General features: G+C 67.9%; 15 protein-coding genes and 1 pseudogene. 14 read left to right on the top strand and 2 right to left on the bottom strand.

Annotated features, from left to right (window positions below):
• Positions 1 to 11 precede the first annotated feature (11 nt).
• On the bottom strand, positions 12 to 518 hold the full coding sequence (locus MFF22_RS10360; RefSeq protein WP_238248888.1) for a hypothetical protein: 507 nt from the start codon (positions 516 to 518) through the stop codon (positions 12 to 14).
• A gap of 363 nt (positions 519 to 881) precedes the next feature.
• On the opposite strand from MFF22_RS10360, the gene MFF22_RS10355 reads away from it, so the two are divergent.
• From MFF22_RS10355 to MFF22_RS10295, 14 genes and pseudogenes are all read left to right on the top strand, one after another.
• On the top strand, positions 882 to 1,667 hold the full coding sequence (locus MFF22_RS10355; protein WP_238248887.1) for a hypothetical protein: 786 nt from the start codon (positions 882 to 884) through the stop codon (positions 1,665 to 1,667).
• 11 nt (positions 1,668 to 1,678) lie between these two features.
• A complete protein-coding gene (locus MFF22_RS10350) occupies positions 1,679 to 1,987 on the top strand; it encodes a hypothetical protein (RefSeq protein ID WP_238248886.1) in 309 nt (102 codons plus the stop codon).
• A 243-nt stretch (positions 1,988 to 2,230) separates the two neighbouring features.
• Positions 2,231 to 3,274 (top strand): hypothetical protein, encoded by a 1,044-nt coding sequence (locus tag MFF22_RS10345; protein WP_238248885.1) that lies wholly within the window; start codon positions 2,231 to 2,233, stop codon positions 3,272 to 3,274.
• Positions 3,275 to 3,456: 182 nt separating this feature from the next.
• Positions 3,457 to 3,831: a hypothetical protein gene (locus MFF22_RS10340; RefSeq protein ID WP_238248884.1), complete on the top strand. Its 375-nt coding sequence runs from the start codon at positions 3,457 to 3,459 to the stop codon at positions 3,829 to 3,831.
• Between the two features lie 33 nt (positions 3,832 to 3,864).
• Positions 3,865 to 4,659: a metallophosphoesterase gene (locus MFF22_RS10335; protein ID WP_238248883.1), complete on the top strand. Its 795-nt coding sequence runs from the start codon at positions 3,865 to 3,867 to the stop codon at positions 4,657 to 4,659.
• A gap of 95 nt (positions 4,660 to 4,754) precedes the next feature.
• Positions 4,755 to 6,704, top strand: a complete 1,950-nt coding sequence (locus tag MFF22_RS10330) for an AAA family ATPase (protein WP_238248882.1) — start codon at positions 4,755 to 4,757, stop codon at positions 6,702 to 6,704.
• A gap of 101 nt (positions 6,705 to 6,805) precedes the next feature.
• Positions 6,806 to 7,642: a metallophosphoesterase family protein gene (locus tag MFF22_RS10325; RefSeq protein WP_238248881.1), complete on the top strand. Its 837-nt coding sequence runs from the start codon at positions 6,806 to 6,808 to the stop codon at positions 7,640 to 7,642.
• Between the two features lie 169 nt (positions 7,643 to 7,811).
• Positions 7,812 to 8,357, top strand: coding sequence for a hypothetical protein (locus tag MFF22_RS10320; protein ID WP_238248880.1), 546 nt, complete (start codon positions 7,812 to 7,814; stop codon positions 8,355 to 8,357).
• A gap of 225 nt (positions 8,358 to 8,582) precedes the next feature.
• Positions 8,583 to 9,290: a TnsA endonuclease N-terminal domain-containing protein gene (locus tag MFF22_RS24830; protein ID WP_370877515.1), complete on the top strand. Its 708-nt coding sequence runs from the start codon at positions 8,583 to 8,585 to the stop codon at positions 9,288 to 9,290.
• Complete coding sequence (locus tag MFF22_RS10310; protein WP_238248878.1) at positions 9,290 to 11,443, top strand: TnsB C-terminal domain-containing protein; 2,154 nt, start codon at positions 9,290 to 9,292, stop codon at positions 11,441 to 11,443. Before MFF22_RS24830 ends, MFF22_RS10310 begins: the two co-directional genes overlap by 1 nt.
• A 3-nt stretch (positions 11,444 to 11,446) precedes the next feature.
• Positions 11,447 to 12,550 (top strand): ATP-binding protein, encoded by a 1,104-nt coding sequence (locus MFF22_RS10305; RefSeq protein WP_238248877.1) that lies wholly within the window; start codon positions 11,447 to 11,449, stop codon positions 12,548 to 12,550.
• Positions 12,547 to 12,945 (top strand): annotated as a pseudogene (locus MFF22_RS24825) (TniQ family protein); the annotation flags it as partial. The gene MFF22_RS10305 and the pseudogene MFF22_RS24825, both read left to right, overlap by 4 nt.
• A gap of 96 nt (positions 12,946 to 13,041) precedes the next feature.
• Positions 13,042 to 14,379 carry a hypothetical protein gene (locus MFF22_RS10300; RefSeq protein ID WP_238248876.1) on the top strand — a complete coding sequence of 446 codons (1,338 nt, stop codon included), beginning with the start codon at positions 13,042 to 13,044 and terminating at the stop codon, positions 14,377 to 14,379.
• Between the two features lie 391 nt (positions 14,380 to 14,770).
• The gene (locus MFF22_RS10295) at positions 14,771 to 15,877 is read left to right on the top strand and encodes a glycosyltransferase (RefSeq protein ID WP_238248875.1); all 1,107 of its coding nucleotides are present in this window, start codon (positions 14,771 to 14,773) and stop codon (positions 15,875 to 15,877) included.
• A 190-nt stretch (positions 15,878 to 16,067) separates the two neighbouring features.
• Here the strand turns inward: MFF22_RS10295 and MFF22_RS10290 are convergent, their stop codons facing one another.
• Positions 16,068 to 17,816 (bottom strand): alpha/beta fold hydrolase, encoded by a 1,749-nt coding sequence (locus tag MFF22_RS10290; RefSeq protein WP_238248874.1) that lies wholly within the window; start codon positions 17,814 to 17,816, stop codon positions 16,068 to 16,070.
• Positions 17,817 to 17,819 lie beyond the last annotated feature (3 nt).

Here is a 17,819-nt window from a genome sequence, read left to right as displayed (position 1 = left end):
GGCGCAGGGTGTCACCCGTTCCGCACCGCCCCGGACATCGCGCTCTCGCCGTCCCAGGGTTCCTCTCCGGAAACGGCGGCGAACCGCTCGCCCGGGAGCTCCTCGAAGGGCCTGCCCTCGTCGATCCGCCCGCGCAGCTTGTACCGGAGACGTCCGGGGGTGATCCGCTGAAACCGCTCGGATGCCCCGATCCACTCGGGATCGATCCGCTCCAGGATCTCCTCGGCCGTCAGCGAACCTTCCTTCGCCAGGAGGGCGTGGACCGCCTGCACGAACCGGCGCCAGAACCGCCGCTTGCTCATTGCCGGTGGCTCGTCCGCGACCGTCGGCTCCGCCGGCCGGTCGGCCAGCGGTCCAGGTTTCGGTACCGCCTCCATCAGGCCGAAGCGCCCGCGAGCGATGAAGGAATGGTCGTCGCGCCCACCGCTCAGCCCGCACCGGAACGCCACCGGCAAGGAGGGGACGACCGTGCCGGTTCCGCGGCGCGCATACGCGTCGACACGGGCGAGTGGTTCCACGCTCCAGGCGCCGTCCGAGGTGTCGACGGTCGTAGCGGGTTACGCATAGCGTTACGCGTTACCGACTACGCCAACTCGGTCCGCTGCGCCGACGGTTCGTGCGGGCCGGTGGGACGACCGAAAGCGGCATTCGCGTCCGGCGACGTGCCGATGAGGCGCATGCCGCATGATCGGGCCGAGGCGACCCGAGGCTTGAGCGGCTCGCGCGCGACCCGCCGCTGGCTCGGCCTCGGAAAGCAACTCCGCCTTAACCTCAGACGCGGGAAACCTCTAGTGACTAGAGATTTTGCTGGTCTTACTGGTCGGACCTGCGGTAATATTCGTTCGTGCCAAGAAGCACGGACTCACTCACGGAGACTTCCCGTGATCGCAGCGTTCTTTGCCGATGACGTGTCGGCCAGCCAAGCAGCCCTCCTCGCGAGCAGCGCCCTCGACCGCCGCGCCGCCGACGATGACGCCCCGCCGAGCCTCATGGCCGGCAGCGGCCGGATCGTCGAGGCGCTCCCGAACGCCCTCGACGCCGCGCGCGTCCATGGGCGCCACCTCATGGTCGCGCTGCCGCTGGCGCACCTCGGCGACCGCTCCATCAGGAGCCGTGTCGACGTCGCGGTCGTCTCGTTCGGGCCGAGGCCGCTGGCGGCGTCCGCGGCACTGCGCGCGGTGGCCGCGGACGCCCTGCCCGACCTCCCCCCGCCCTGGTTGCTCGCCTGTTGCGGCAGCGCCCGTCCGGCCGGCCTGCGCGCGCTGCCGGTGACGCTGGAGGCCCTCCGGCGCGAGAAGGCCGCCCGGCTGCTCGCCGGCGAGCCCTGCGTCGACCTGATGTCCCGCTCCGCCGGTCTCGCCGCCGCACTGTACCTCGTCGCGGAGGACCCGCACGCGCCGCGCCTCGATCCGGGTCGCCTCAACGCGCTGTTCGATGAGGCGGGAACCGCCGCCGACCTGAGGCTCCGGATGAGCCTCCTGGAGCTGGCCGCCGACCTCGACGGCGACCCGAGCGATGCCGCCGGGGCACCCGCCCGCAGGATGTCGGTCCCGCGTCCGATCGCCCGGCGCAAGCCGCGGGCGTCGAGCCTGCGCAGGCTCGGGACCGCCAAGCCCCACATCGCGCCCCGCCACACGGCGGGCTGCGCGTGTGCCACCCTCGCCTGATGGAGCCTGCCATGACCGTCCGCACCAAGCATGCCCGGAACGACACGCCCGCCGCCCGCCCGAGGCCGGGGCCCGGACCGGGCCGCCGCGCGCGCAAACGCTCCGCCGCCCGGAAGGCCCTCGACCGGACCATGGGGCGCCTCGCGGCGCCCGCCGGCCCCGCGAACCCGGTCGGCGCGACCCATGCCGCCTGGGACGAGCCCCCGCTCCCGCTGCTGCTCGACGGCGACTTCGACCACGACGACGATGGGGCGGTGACCCTCGCCCTGCGCCTGCACCAAGCCGTCCGCGACGAAGAGGATGGCTGGGCCCAGTCGTGAGCGGCCCAGACGCCTCGCCCTGGCACCCGCCCTTGATGCGGTGGTGTCGTAAGAGAAAGATATCCACAGTTCGCTGTGGATATTAACCTTCTACGCGTAAGACTACTTGCGTGTGCTCGAAACTTGTTGCATTAATCACAGGTTTTGCGCTAATATTCGCTTCCTCAACAACGCATGTCTGACGCGACCGCCCGGCGACCGTTTCGCCGGGCGGTCGCGTCCGTGCCTTTCACGGAGGCTCTCGTGATCAGCGCCACCTTCGGATGCTCTGGGCGCACCGACGCCACGCATGCCGCCCTGATCCTCGCCGATGCCTACGCCGCGCTCGGCGAGGCGGTGACCCTCGTCCGCATCACCTTGCCCGGTGAGGCGCACCTCCCCGAACGCCATTACCGCCTCGACGAGGTCGCGGTGGCGGAGCACGATGCCGCGACGGTCTGCGAGGCCGATCCCCTTATCGCCGGCGAGATCGCCGCGGCGGCCGACCGTCACGTGATCCTCGACCTGCCCGGGCCCTGCCTCGCGGACGCCGCGCTGCGCGCCCGCATCGATGTGCCCGTGATGGTCGTCGGCCCTACCCCTCTCGACGAGCACATGGCGGCCTGCACCCTCGCCGACGTCGGGGCGGAGGCCGACGCCGACCGGCCCGAGCCCGCCGGTGCGGTTCCGGGCGGTCCGGCGCCGCCATGGCTGCTGGGCTGCGGCCGCGGCGGTGGCACCCCCGCCGGTGCGGCATTCACGGCCGCGATGGCGCGGCTCGCCGTCGGGGCCGGGCCCCTGCGCGTGCTGCCCACGGTCCTACCGTCGCTGAGCCGCGCGGAGGCGGCCCGCGTTATCGAGGGCGATCGGACTGCGCGGACCCTCGCGGCCGGCGTGCCGCTCCTCGCCGCCTTGCGCCTCGTCGCCGAAAATCCCCACGCGGAAGCGGTCGATCCGGAGGCGTACGCGGCCGCGCTCGGAGCCGAGTTCGCGGCGGCGCGGCAACCCGACCAGCGGGAGGCCGGCGACCGGCTCCACGACCTCGCCGACGAGCTCCAGGGCATCCGGGACGGGGCCAAGCCCACGGCCGCCGATCTCGCCGACGTGCCGCGCCTGGAGGAGTGGCGACCCACGACCCGCGAGGTCCGCATCCTCACTGGTCGCGTCTACGGGCACCCGAGCATCCCGGACGGCAGAAGGATCACCACGTCTGATCTTTATGCCTCCGACATGCTGACGTGGGCGCGGACGACCTCGCGGTACTACACTTTGGGATCCCCCGCGCCCGGTCCCGCCGCGCTGTCCTAGGCCGCCGGCCCCGGCCACTCCGCCTTCCACCCCTTCCCTTCCCGCCCCTCCCCGCCCGGCCGCGCGCCGGATCGCGGAGCCATGTCCAATTCGGAGGAAAGCGGATGCCGGTGAGCGAGGGCGGAAGCGCGAGGCGGGCCGGGATCGCCGGAGCCCCTTCCGCGACCGGTCAGCCACTGACCGTGTGGCGCCGATGCGATCCGGGCGAGATCGCGCCCGCGACCGTCGCCGAGATCGAGCGAGCGGTCGCTGGGACCGCGCTGCTCCTGCACCACCGGCGCTGGCCGGAGGCCCTGCGCGGGGACCCGGCCGCGGCGGTGGCCGTGGCGGTCGACGTCCTCCATCGCCACCCGCCCGGCACGGCCGCGACCGACCTCGCGATGAGCGGGCTGCTCGTCCACGCCGCGCGCGGCGACGCGACCGCGGCCCTGGTGCTCGCCCACGGTCTGGCCGCCCTCGCGCGTCGGCATCCGCGGCCGGGCGAACTGGTCGACCGGGCCGCGCGCTGGGCCCCCCGCTGGCCGCGCCGACACCCGATGCCGCCCGCGCGCGGATGAGCTTCGCCCACCCGCGACCCGCCCAACCTGGGAGTGCAAGGATTGCGTATCTGGACCTTTTCGGACCTTCACCGGCGCACCTACGCGAGACCCTGGACGCCGGCGGCCATCCCCGACGCGGACGTCGCCGTCGTGGCCGGCGATGTCGGGGAGGGCCTCGCCGACACGGTCGCCTGGCTCGCCGCCACCATCCGTCCCGCCATGCCGGTCGTGCTCGTGCCGGGAAACCATGAGTTCTACCGCGGCGCCATCGATGCGGAACTCGCCCACGGGCGCCGGGCCGCGGCGCGCCAAGGCATCGATCTGCTGGAGAACGACACCGTGGCGCTCGGCGGCTGCACGTTCTCGGGTTGCACCCTGTGGACCGACTACGCCCTCAATGGCGTTCCCGGGCGCGCCGCCGCGATGGACGCCGCGCGCATCGGGCTTACGGACCACCGCCTAGTCGCCCGGTCGTACGAACCGCGCTTCAAGCCGTTCCGGCCCGAGGACGCCCTGGCCCTGCACCACGCCTCGCGCCGCTTCCTTGAGCGCGCCTTGCTGGAGCGCGACCCGCATCCTGGGCGGTGCCGCCCGCACGTGGTGATCACGCACCACGCCCCCAGCGCCGGCTCGGTCGCACCCGCCTATGCGGGGCACCCCCTCAACCCGGCCTTCGCCTCGGACCTCGACGCGCTCATCCGCGCGGGGCGGCCCGACCTCTGGGTGCACGGGCACGTCCACACGCCGTTCGACTACCGCCTCGGCGCGACCCGGGTGGTCTGCAACCCGCACGGCTACCCGGGGGAGAATCCCGGCTTCGACCCCGGGTTGGTGATCGAGCTCTGAACCGGGCCCCGCCCCGGGCGCCGAAGACGAACGGCGAACACGAACGCCGAAGATGAACGCCGAAGACGAACGCCGACCTGCACGACGGGGAGCCCATGATCGCCGATCTCACCTACTTCCGCGACGACGCCGAGGACGGCGAGGCCGTCCTCGGCCGCCCGGGGCGGCGCGCCCCGTCCATCGACACCCTGGCCCTCTTCGCCCTGGAGGAGGCCATCCCGGCGGCCGACCGCCGCCGCATCGCCCGCGCCAGGTCTTTCGCCCTCGTGATCGAGGTGCCATCGGCGGAATGGGTCGAGCCGGTCCGGTCGGCCTGCACGACGCTGGGGAACTGGGGGGCGACCGTCTTCGCCCGCACCGGCGCCTCGCGGGAGGATCGCCCCGACCGCGGCAACGACACCGTGGCGCGGCGCCTGGCCGACGGCGGGCGGGTGCTCGGGGTCTCGCAGGCCTGCGAGCGGTACCTGCCGTCTGCCCTCCTCGCCGCAGCCGACGGGCGCTATCGGGTTCCAGTTCCGTCGAACGCGGTCATCGCGCGCGTGATCCGCGCCGCGACCGGCCAGCGCCCGCCTGCCATGCCCGCGTCGGTCGCCGTCGGCCTTGGGATCTGGGATCTCTGTGCCGCGATCCGCGCCGGGTCGGCCCGCGCCTGCGTGGAGCGCCTCGCCGCCGCGTCCGAGGCGCGGTCCACGGTGGATGGTCACGTCGCCGACGCGGTGCCGTTCCCGGCTCTGTGCGGCTACGGCCGTTCCCACGCCTGGGGCATGCGCCTGCTCGAAGAGCTCGAAGCCTGGCGCGAAGGCCGCATCGGTTCCTTCGCGGACATCGACCGCAACGTCGTGCTGGCATCCAATCCAGGATTAGGCAAATCGACTTACGTGCGGTCCCTGGCGAAGTCGGCTCGCCTCCCGCTTCTGGTTAGTTCTGTTTCCTCGTGGTTTTCTCAGTCTAACGGGTACTTGGACGGAGTTGTAAAGCACATCGATTCGACTTTTGAGGAAGCTTACGCACGAGCTCCTTCACTTTTATTCCTGGATGAAATCGACAGTATTCCGAGTAGATCGTCAATGGACGGAAGAAATTCTTCGTGGTGGACCCCCGTGGTGACCCACATGCTTTTAAAAATCGACGAATGCTGTGCGCGGGAGGGTGCGGGCGTATGCATCATCGGCGCGACCAATTATCCGGACAAGTTAGACCCCGCCCTGGTCCGCCCGGGACGGTTGGGGCAGGTCATCCGCATCGCTCCCCCGGCGGCGCCGGACCTGGCGGCCATCGTCCGGCAGCATCTCGGCGCCGACTTGCCCGACCTCGATCTGACCGTCGTCGCCGAGCTGGGGCTCGGGGCCAGCGGGGCGCAGGTCGTCGGCTGGGTCAAGGCGGCGCGCGCCAGGGCCCGCGCGGAGAGGCGCCCGATAGAGGCCGACGACCTGCTGGAAGCGGTCGCGCCGCCGGACACCCGGACGGCCGGGGAAAAAATGCGGAGTGCCCTCCACGAGGCGGGCCACGCGGTCGGCGCCGAGCTGCTGCAAATCGGGCATGTCGCGCAGGTGGACCTCATCCTGCGCGAGACCGCCGCGGGCGGCACGAGCATGCGCTCGCGCCTCGGCCCGATACCCACGCGCGACGACCTGGAGCGGATGGTGATCGGCCTTCTGTGCGGCCGCGCCGCCGAGACCGTGTTCCTCGGGGAGGCGAGCGCGGGCTCTGGCGGCGACGAGACTTCCGATCTCGCGCGCGCCACCGCGTTCGTCGCCGGCATCCACGGATCGTTCGGGCTCGGGGGCAGCATCGTCTATCGCGGCCCGATGGAGGATGTCGCTCGTGCCTTGGGCGCCGAACCGGCCTTGCGCGCGGCCGTGGAGGCGGACCTCGCCCGACTGCAGGCCGAGGCGGAGCGCCTGGTCTCCGAATACCAGGATGTCGTGCAGGGTGTCGCCGAGGCGCTGCTCGACCGCCGCGTGCTGGGCGGCGACGCGCTGCGCCGGTTCATCGCCGACGCGCGGCCGCGTCCGGCCAGGCAGGCGGGAGGCGGCGACCGATGACCCGGCACGCTGATCCCCGAGTGGCGGGTCGGGGCGCCGTCCCCGCGCCGGAACTCGCCCGCGCCGCGGCACCGAGGCCGCGACGGTACCGGCTTTGGGTGATGTCCGACCTCGTCGTCGAACGCCATCCCCTCGCCCTGCCCGCCCCGCTTCCGGACTTCGACGCGCTTGTGGTGGCCGGCGACGTCTCCGACGACCTCCAGGGTTCGATCCAGTGGCTGGTGCAAAGCCTCGACGGGCGGCAGGGATCCCGTCCCGTTATCCTCGTGCCCGGCAATCGGGAGTATTGGGGAGGCAAGGACGTAGAGGAAACCCTGGGTCGAGGGCTGGAATTGGCGAACCTGCACGGTATCGCGCTACTTTCGGACGATGCCCTACGCATCGACGATGGGCGCGGAGCTGGCCTTTTTGTTCTCGGCGCCACCTTGTGGACGGACTGGGCACTAAATGGCGCTGGGCGGGCGACCCTCGCCCGCGGCCATGCTCGGCACCATCACAGCGACTGCAGGCTGATCCGGCGCGCCGGCTCGTCCCCTTACCTGCCGCACGACGCAGCCGGCGCGCATGCTCGATCCCGCGCGTACATCGAGGATGCTCTTGGATCGATTGTCGCTCAGTCTACCGGCTTTTCGCCGTCGCCGGTCGCACTCGTCCAGGGCGCCAGGCCAGGGGATCGCGCGGTCGTCGTCACTCATCATGCCCCATCGGTGCGCTGCCTGCCGCCGGAAAAGCTACCTGATATCTGCGACGAGTGGGTGGGAGCATCGCTCGCATCTGACCTTGAAGCTGTCATGCATGCCTGGGGAGCGCCTACGCTTTGGATTCACGGGCACGTGCCTGGGCCGGTCGATGTCATGGTCGGGCGAACCCGGGTCGTCGCCAATCCCCGAATGCACTGCCAAGCGTCCTTTGATCCTGCGTTTATTGTGTCGGTCTAACAACAAAGATGTGGATCTCAGCCACCTGCCGACCCCTGGGCGGAGGAGGGAGAGCGCCCAAAAAATCCGGTCACATACCTATTGCACCATGGAAGCCCATGGCCTAATTCATGTGGCAGCGGCCGGCAACGCTCGGTGGCGCGTTCCACTCAAGGAGGAAGCGAATAGAATGAACAACGACGCCTTGAAGGCGGAAATTGCCCTGCACCAACAGCTTCTGGCGTTCCATAGACGACAGCTGTCTCAACTCGACGAGCAGTGTCGGCTTGTTCGGGAGCAGATAGTCACATCGGAAGTCGCACTCGCTTTTCTGCATGCACTGCCGTCAAATAACGAGATAATCGCGGCGGAGACCGCGGAAATATCGAGCACAACGAAGCCGCGACTTGAATCTGCCGCGGCACGACAGAGAAGCCCGGCGCGCCGCATGATGATCGAGGCACTGGAGGCGGCAGGTGCCCAGGGCATAACAGCGAGTGCCCTGAACTCGCTCATCACGGACGCCGACATGGCCCTGGACACGGCGGAGAAGGCGAAGGCAGCACTGAAGAAGGAGGGCGTGATCGGCCACGATCCGCGTGCACTTCGTTGGTACGCTGCCGGCTGCGGCCCCGCTGATGTCGAGGCGGCCCGGACCGAGCGAGCCAAGACCTTCGAGGAGAAAGGAGAGGAGAAAACAAAGCCGCGAGCGCCAAGGAAAAAGGCGCGGTCCTAGCGGCAACACGAACGAAAAAGGGCACCCCGACGCCACATCGGAGTGCCCCAAAGACCGTTCGCTCCCGAAAAACCGTAAATCCCTCTGGAGCGAGGACCCATCCAGTAAAGGCTTCTGCCTCTACCAGGACTGACGGAATATGTCCGCTCGCTTTTCGCAAAGCAAGGGGTGCAGTCCGGCTGCCCTGTGAAAAGGCCGAGAGCCTCAATCGAGGACTCCGGACACATGCAGACCCTTCCCAACTCTCCGGTGGCGCCCTGGCGGCCACCGGGTCGGTCCCGCTCGTCCCGCGATATAGCGATCCACGAGCGCTGTAGCGCCTCTTGTCGCCCCTCCCTAGTCGGCGGAGCCCACCACCCGCGCGAGATCAGGTGCGAGAGCGGTTTAGAGCGGAAAGCCGCGCTCTTCCTCCTGACGCATCCACAGGTCGCCGACCTGCGGGAGCAGCCCGCTGCCGTCACATACCGTGACGCCGCCGGCATCGAGCACCGACACACCTTCGACTTTCTCGCGACGCTGACGGACGGGCGCAAGCTCGCAATTCCGGTGAAGCCGATGGCGAGGGCCGTGCGCAAGCGTCTCAGGGAGACGTGCAAGCTCATGGCCGGCCAGCTTCCGCGGGGGTTTGCCGACGGCATCCTGCCCATCACCGACGCCGACCTTCCTCGTGACGTCGTTCACAACGCCGCACTCCTGCATCACGCCCGCCGCGGCGCGAACCCGGACCACGACGCCGCTGTCGAGCGGCTCATTGCCAAGCCGGGGCGCAGCACCATCGGCGCTCTGGTCGCAGCGAGTGGGTTGGGAGGGGCCGGATTTCGAGCCGTCGTGCGCCTCGTCGCTAAGGGCAGGGTCACGCTCGTCGAGCATGCCCGCATCGACCATGGCACCACCCTGGTCTGGACCGGGGACATCCATGGGGAGGTGGCGTGATGGCTGATCCGTTCATTCCCGTCTTCCGCATCGGGCCGCTCGACTGCGTGACTTTGGGCGGCGTGCGTTACCGAAGGCACGAACAGAACCTTGTCGGCGGTTACATCCTCGCCCGCGTCGATGATCCAAAGGTCACGGCGCCGTTCTCGCACGCGCGTATCCACCAGCTATCTGAGCAGCCCGGCTACGCTTTCGAGAAGGGCGCTTTCGATCCGGGAGTGATCAAGGCCCGTCACGAGGGCGGCCTCGACCGCCTGGGCGACCTGCCGAAGAAAGAGGTAGACGAACTCCTGTGGAGGTACCGGCTCTGTCACGGCTTCCTGCGTATGGAGCGGAAGAAGCGTGCCACGCGCTCTGACCGCTCCATCAAGGCGGTCCTTCCCCTGATCCAAGCCGAGATGGCCGTGGAGGAGGAGAAGAAGGCCGCGAGGCTAAATGCGAACGGCGATCTGTTGCAGCCTCGCGCCGGCGAGCCGATCCCGCCCGCGCGGCGGTCGCCAAGCCCCCGGACGCTGCGCACTTGGCTGCGCCGGCTGGAGGCTGGCCAGTGGAAGGCGATCGCCTTGCGTAAGCGGCTTCGGTTATGCGGGGACCGCATCACGCAGCGCTTCACTCACGAGGAGCGCACTCTTCTCGCCGAGTACGCGCTTAAGTACGCCTCCGAGACCCGGCCTACGATCCAGGACATCTATCGGCTATTCGCAGCGGAGGTTGAAAGGCGCAACGGTGAGCGCAAGCCCATGGGACTGCCGCTCCTGAGGCTGCCCTCGTACCACAGGATGTGCCAGGAGATCCGGGCTCTGCCTGCGTTTGACGTCTATGCCGGGCGGCATGGCTTGCCGGCAGCGATGGCGAAATTCGCCATGGTGGCAAACGGCGCCGACGTGGAACGGCCACTCCAACGGGTCGAGATCGACGAGTGGCGGGTCGAACTGTTCGCCCTGTGCCGGGACGCCGGAATCCTGGAAAGGCTCTCGGACGACCTCAAGACGCAGATCGCAGCCGTCCGACTGTGGGTCTGCGCCGCCATCGACGCGCGGACCCGTGTCATCCTTGGCATGAAAATGGGTCCCAGCCCTGACGCCAGCCTCGCGCTTGAAGTGTTGGAGATGGTCGTCTCGTCGAAGAAGCCCTACGCGGACGCCGCCGGGGCCCGATCTCCCTGGGATCAGTGCGGCAGCCCGGAGACGGTCGTACACGATCAGGCCCGGTCATTCCTCTCGGTCGTCTTCCGGCGTGCGGTCATAGATCTGGAGGCTGAGGCAGACGCCCCGCCTGCGGGCCTTGCGAACATGCGCGGCCGGGTCGAGCGCCTTTTCAAGACGGTCGGCATGCAGGCGCTATCGCCGTTCACGGGTCGGACCTTCGGCTCGATCAACGAGAAGGGTGACTACGACCCCGAGAAACGCGTCAGCCTTGAATTGCCCGAGCTTTGCCGCGTGCTCGTACGGTGGAGCGTCGACGTCTACCATAACACTCCTCACGCGGGCCTAGGTGGGGAGACGCCGGCCAACGCGTGGAAGCGCCTCGTGGCGGCCTACGGCGTGATCCCGCCGCCCGACCGTCACGTCAAGCGGGCGATCTTCGGCACCGAGATCGATCGCGTTGTCTCTGCCAAGGGCGTCCGGGTCCTTGGCCTCTACTACAACTGCCACGAGCTCCAAGCCTATCGCAGACAGCATGGCGACGTCGCCGTCGAGGTGAAGGTTGACTCGATGGACCTCGGACACGTGTCCGTGCGGGTCGGCGATGCCGGCTGGCTGGCCGTTCCGTGCCTGCGCCCGTTGTTCGACGACGTTTCGGTCGAGACCTGGCGGATCGCATCGGCCCAGCTGCGGCGCAGCTTCGCCGCCGAGGCTCGTCTGAACGACGAGATCGTCGCGGCGGCAATCCGCGACGCATGGGAGGTCGCCGCTCAGGCTCAAGCCCGCGCCGGCATCCTGACGACCCGTCCGACCCGCGAGGAGCTCGACCGTGACGAGGAGAAACTCGGCTTCGGCTTCCCGTCGCCCGAGCGCTTGCCGGAGGGACCGAGCCAGCTCGGGTCCGACCTTACCGCGGCCGCCATCCCCACGGCGGGCGGCCTGACCCCCGTCCCATCCACCACCGCACCCACCCGCCGCCGCGGGCGCGCCGTCAAGTTCGAGGATTGATCAATGAGCGAGATGCCCGATGAAAACAACGCCCTCAATCGCTTGAGGGCATCCATGACGGAAAAGGAGCTCGGCGTCGTTGCAGTCATGGAAAAGGTCCGTGGCGAATATCTGCCCAGTGGCTGGGACGAAGACCTTCGGCGCGCGTTCGACGGCCTGCTGCGTACGGTCGCGACCCGGCACGATGACCAAATCGATGACGAGGCGTCCGAGCGCCGGCGCGAGACCCGCGCCCTCGTCGTCGTTGGTGAGGCCGGAACCGGGAAGACCGAGTCTCTCTCCCGTCTTTTCAGGACCCACCCGGTCTTGCAGGGCTATGGCGTTTTGGGTTCGGGCTGCCCGCTCGTCACGGTGAGCGTACCCAGCCCTTGCACGCTTAAGACCCTCGGCATCCGTCTCCTACGAGCGCTAGGTTACCCGCTCGCGCGAGACATGCGCGAGCACCTGGTGTGGAATCTCGTCTTCGAGCACCTCGAACTCTCGGGCACGCTCGTCCTCCACCTCGACGAGATGCACAACCTGACCGACGGCGCGAACGTTGCCGAGATCGACACGATACAGAAGACGCTGAAGGCGCTGATGGTCTCCCCGGAATGGCCGGTGGGTCTCGTCGTCTCCGGCCTTCCCTCCATCGTGCCGGACCTCCGTGCCGTCGAGGAGATCCGGAGGCGCGGCCGTTTCGTCCGCGTCCCTCTGCTCGACATCCCGGGGGATCTCAGCAGCGTCGCTCAGGTAATCACGCATCTCGCGGGGATCGCTGGGGTCACCGTGGAGAAGGACTTCGCCGAGAACACCGCGCCGCGGCTCGCCCATGCCGGGATACACCGGTTCGGGATCGCGGTGGAACTGGTCCATGAGGCTATCGAGATTGCCATCGCCGACGGTGTCCCGCTGGACCTCGATACGTTTGCCACAGCCTACTTCGACCGAACGGGGGTCGGCGACCTCTTGAACCCGTTCGTCGCGGTGAGTTGGGCGGAGATCGACTGCTCGCTCATCCTCCTCGACGAGGCTCCTCCGGAACAGGTGTTACCCGCGGACCCACGGAAGCGGGATAGGCCCAAGTCACGCAAAAATAAGGGTAAGCACGAGAAGGGGGGCAGATGAAGCTCCACCCGGCCCTGGGCCCGCTCGTCGGCGAGACGCCGGCGAGCGTGATCTCACGCAACGCGCTGCGCCACCGTGCGCCATCAGCACGCGCGTTCTGCCTCGACCTCGGCCTGACTTTTCAGGACGTGGTCGATGGGAGGACGGCGGCGCTCGGACGCATCTCCGATCTCCTGCAGGTCCCAGTCGGGCTGCTAACTCGGAGTGCCATTACCCGCACGGAGGTAGGCTACGAGTTCAGGGGGCAAAGCCTCTTGCGCCAATCCCTCCGGCGTTCTCGTGTCGCGGTCTGCCCACGCTGCCTCGCGGAGGACCTCGCGGATGGCCGGCCGCCATGGCATGCGTCGGGGCGCGTCGAGTGGCTCCTGACGCCAATACGTACATGCCACCGACATGGGGTTACCCTCGTCGAGGCGGCACATGTGACCTCTGCACATGCCATCCACGACTTCGCCCGGAACATCGAGGGGATCCTCCCGGACGTTGGACGCATGGCCGACGAGGCCACCGTCGCTCCGTCCACCAAGTTGGAGGCCTACCTTCTTGATCGCGTCGCCGGCATCGACGAAACTAGGCATGGTTGGCTGGACGCTTTGTCCTGGCACGCCGTGGCGCGAGTTTGCGAGATGATGGGGGCCGTGGCCGTGAACGGGCCCATGGCAACTATTAGGGACTACGTCGACGAGGACTGGCGGAGGGCCGGCGAGGCGGGCTTTGAAATAGCCTCGGGCGGTGTCGTCGAGATCCGCCGATTCCTTGATCGCATGCGGCGTTCCTACCCGGATCGCCGCGTCGACAATGGTGGGCCTCAGGCCTGGTTTGGCCGCCTCCACACGTGGCTGACCGACAGCGTGTCGGAGCGGGCCTACGAGCCACTCCGAGACCTCGTGGTCGGCTACGTGGCGGATACCGTTCCTGTCGGCCCCGAGGACGAATTCTTCGGGCGCCGCGTAGTGCAGCGCAGACGCCTGCATTCGATCCGCACTGCCGCGTTGGAAACGGGGCTACACCCGAAGCGCCTGCGCAAGATCCTTGCCGCTGGTGGACTGCTCCCGCCAAGCCACACTGACCTGTCTGACGACCGTGTTGTCTTCGACGCCGACGAGGCCTCCGAACTTCTCGCGAGCGCACGAAGGGCAATATCTCAAGCCGCGGCGGCGGCCTATACCGATGCCGGTCGCGTGCAATTCGCCCTTCTTGTGAACCACGGGTTCATCAAGGCAGGGGTCACGTCAGAAAAGAAGGGATTGCGCGGCCCAACGTACGACCCCGTCGATCTCGATGCCTTTCTTGTCTCCCTGCTCGACGGCGCCATCGAGGTGGAGGCTCCGTATTTCCCGATCGTCAACATTCCCGAGGCGGCTAAGCGAGCCAATTGTGGGGCGGCGGAGGTGGTTCGGCTCATCCTGGGTCGTAAGCTTGCCAAGGTCTGGCGCCGGGCGGGCGCACAGGGCTACGCATCGGTTTTCGTGGACTGCGAGGAGATCAGGAACATGATCCGCCAGGATTATGGTCCCGATCTGAACCTGAGAGCCGTCGAAGCTGAGCTGAGGACTTCGACAAGGGTCGTTGACGCGTTGGTGGCGATTGGCGTTCTGCCTTCCCGCCGCGCGACGAACCCCCTGAACCGCTGCCCCTACACGGCGGTGCGAAAAGATGACCTGGAGGCGTTTTCGGCGCGCTATGTCTCGCTTCACGCGCTGGCTCGCGAGAAGGGCATTCACTTCATGGCCCTTAAGAGGGACCTGATCGACCGCGGCATTCAGCCCGCATTTGATCATTCAACGGTGCCAGCGACGTTCTATCTGCGTGAGGCCATTCCGGACTAGGACACCCCAAAACGTACGGCACTACCAAAGCCCGGCCGCCATTTGCGGCCGGGCTTTTTCGTGTCCGATGCAGCGTCGGGATCGGGCCCGCACCTTAGTTGCGGAAGGGCTTCGCCCCAGATTGCGGTAATGCGGCTCGCGAAATTCAACAACCAACCGAAGAAAATCAACGGTTTAGTGCATGGCTTGAGGGGATCTTTGCCTTCCATCACACTCTAGGTCGAATAACCCGCCCGGCCGCAACACAGCCGGGCGGTTTTTTATGAATCGAACGCGCAATTCAGCCTCAGGAACACGGTACAACCCGGTAATATTACAATTTGCAATTGATATTATTTCGAGAACGGATCGGTTACACCGCCTTCGATTGACCGATAGGCTCTTAACTGGAATGTGGGCGAAGACTTCCCCGACCGCTGCGCCGCGCCTTTCGATCGTGACGCCGACGCGCAATGCGCCCCATCTGCTGGACAGGCTGTTCGACAGCCTGATCCGGCAATCCTGCAACGAGTTCGAGCATGTCCTGATCGATACGAGCGCCGACATGCGCACACAGGAGCGCTGGTGGCGGGACTTCGCGCGACAACTCGACGGGCGCTTCCGTTACGCCCGGGTGCCCCTGCCTTCACCGGACATGGCGGCAGCGTTCGAATATGCCTTCGCCCAGGCCCGAGGCAGCCACGTGTGCGCGATGACGCACAAGGCCATGTGGAGATCGGATGCCGTCGAGAACATTCACCGTATTCTCGACCGATATCCCGAACTGCCGTGCTTCGCATTCAAGTCCCTTTATTTGAATATGGACATTCACACGGTTCCGACCGGCGTCGGATCGTTGCCCCAATGCCAGTTCGGAACTTCATGGGACGGCGTCGCACCGTTGCGATTCAGGAGCTATGACCTGTTTGCGGAGAACGTCCGACTGTTTGGAGATCACGGCTATGGCGGGCCACACGTGGCGACGCATCTGCGGATGCCCTTCGCCTGTCACGCCGTCTACTCAGCCGAGCTCCTGGACCGTGTGCGGACACGTTATGGAGCCCTCGTCGCCGATCGTTTCGCCGGCGACTCCCGCCTCGGCTTCCGGGTGATGGATCTGGAGGAAGACGTGCACGTCTTTCCGGATTTCGAGCCGCGCGTGAGCAGCATGCACAGCAATACCGGCGCTGCGGGATCGCAGCTTAACTCGTGGACGTACCTATGCCACGTGTTCGAAACTCTCAGCTCGGAGACGAAGCAGATCATATCCCGGTCGCCCTTCGGCTACCTGCCCCTGTGGTGCGTGATGACCTATTGGGAACTGTTCTCCGTCGTCGGTGAGGCACGAGGCCAGTTGCGGATGGAGATCGAATACCCGGCCGCACAAGTCCGGGCAGTGCTGCTGGCGGAGATCGCGAACCTGAGGAACATCGACGAGACATTGCGCGCCGGGCTCCGCAGCCACGTCGACGCCATCGTATCGCGGCTCGAGGGGGGCGTACTGCGGCGGTGGTTCTGACGCATCCCGCTTCTCGACGGTGTTTCGCTATATCCGCTTGATCTGGATCACCCGCTTCACCGTCATTGCGAGCGACAGCGAAGCAATCCAGGGCAGCGGTACCTGACCGGAGGTGGAGGATCCCTGGATCGCTTCGCTTCGCTGGCAATGACGGGAGACGCGGCATGATCCGAGGGTGCCCAAGAATGCCCTAACCGGCATGCGACCGGCGATACCGGCCGGTCTCGGCGGCGGTTGCTGCCAGGGCGGCAAGAAGGATCTCCCGGATGCGCTCCTGAGCACCTTCCGTGCTGAGATTGTGATCCGTCTCGGGCAACACGACCATGGGTTGGCCGAGACGCCTGGCGACGGTCGCCGCCGAGCGACCGAGATGGGCCGCGATCTCGCCAAGTCCCGCTTCGCCCGCGCTGAAGACGAGGACGATCCGCCCGCCCCGGCGGCGGATCGCGGCGACGCGCCCGGCGACGCTTCCCGCCGACGGGAATCGCTGCAGAATTGCCGCCCCCGTCTGCCGGAGCCGGCTGAGCCCGATCCCCGCGAGGCGGGACGCGATGGCCCGGATATTGACCTCTCCCCGGAGAACCCGCCGCCACGCATCCGGCTGCCGCAGGAGCGAGGCGTAGGCAGCCGGGCTGCGGAAGCTCGGCTTCAGGGCGGCGGCAAGGTCCGTCTTCGGGTCCCAGTCGAAGCAATAGAGGTTCGACAGGACCGCCGTGCGGACGCGGGCATCCGTGCAGAGCAGATGGAAACCCAGGAAGGCGCCGCTGCAATTGCCCGTGACGAGGACGCCGCATCCATCGTCCAACCTGTCGATGGCGGGTTTGACCTCGTCGAGCGCGTCGAGGTTGTAGAGGGGCGGCGTCCCATCCGGACGGTCCTCGCTGTCGCCCACGCCCCTGAGATCCATTCGCAGGGATTTCACGCCCCTCGCCGCCAGGAGACGGGCGAGGTCGGTCGTCTGGCGCCCGTAACCGGAGCGCGGGTTCACGCCGGAGTTGAGAAAGAGGACGGCCGGCATGGCCGGAGCCGCCGCGCGCGGCGTGCATACGATCCCGGCATTACCGCCGAACCGGATCACCGTCTCTGTCCAGCCCGCACCCGATAGGGGAAGGGCTGGCGGTATCAGCTGCGGTCCGCGCGGACGGAGGGGCGCGCCGCTTGCGACGAAGGCGAGAATCTCGGCGAAGGCCTCCCGGGGCGTCTCGGAAATGAGGGCATTCGAGAGAAACGACGCGAGGCCCGGAAAGGGACCGGTGGTGACGGCGCTGCCGCCTGCGCGCAGGCGGCCGGCGAGGCCGGCCGGGTCGGGCCCTAGCAGCAGCACGTCCGGGACGGGCGCGGGTGGTCTCGCGCCGAGATCGGTGGCGGCGAGGGAGGCGATCATGCTCGCTGGCGGGCGAAAGCCGCCGAAGACGGGCGCCGCCGGATCCTGCGGGAAGGGGCGCCCATCCGGCAACTGGTCGATGGCCTTCGTGCGCATCGTCATTTCGCGCAGGTAGGCACGGCCGGTGGCGAAGGGTGCGAGGAGGATGAGCCGGTCGATGCCGCCCTCGCTGGCGGCCAGGGCGGCGAGCGTCCCTCCGAAGCGGAGGCCGACGAGCACGATCTCCTCCGCGCCGCCCTCCTCCCGCAGGAAATGGACGGCGCTGCGGATGGCGCGGACGAGCGCGTCGATGTCCGCAATCTCCGGATCGGACGAATCGCCCTCGCCGGGATAATCGAAGCGCAGAGTCGGATGTCCTGCGCCAGTCAGGTCGGCGGCGAGGCGTCGCCAGCCGCGATAGGCCGAGATCTGCTCGTAGCCGAGGGTCCCGCACAGGACGACGCCCCGGCGGGACATTCCCGCGCCGTACCAACCGGTGAGCCCGTCGAAGGTGACCGGTACTGCGTCGATCGGGGTCCCTTCGGCGAAGGCGGCATCGATCGGGGCGAGTATCATCGG

The sequence above is a fragment of the Methylobacterium persicinum genome, assembly GCF_022179525.1.
GTDB classification, from domain to species: domain Bacteria; phylum Pseudomonadota; class Alphaproteobacteria; order Rhizobiales; family Beijerinckiaceae; genus Methylobacterium; species Methylobacterium persicinum.
This window is presented reverse-complemented; position numbering and strand designations above follow the sequence as displayed.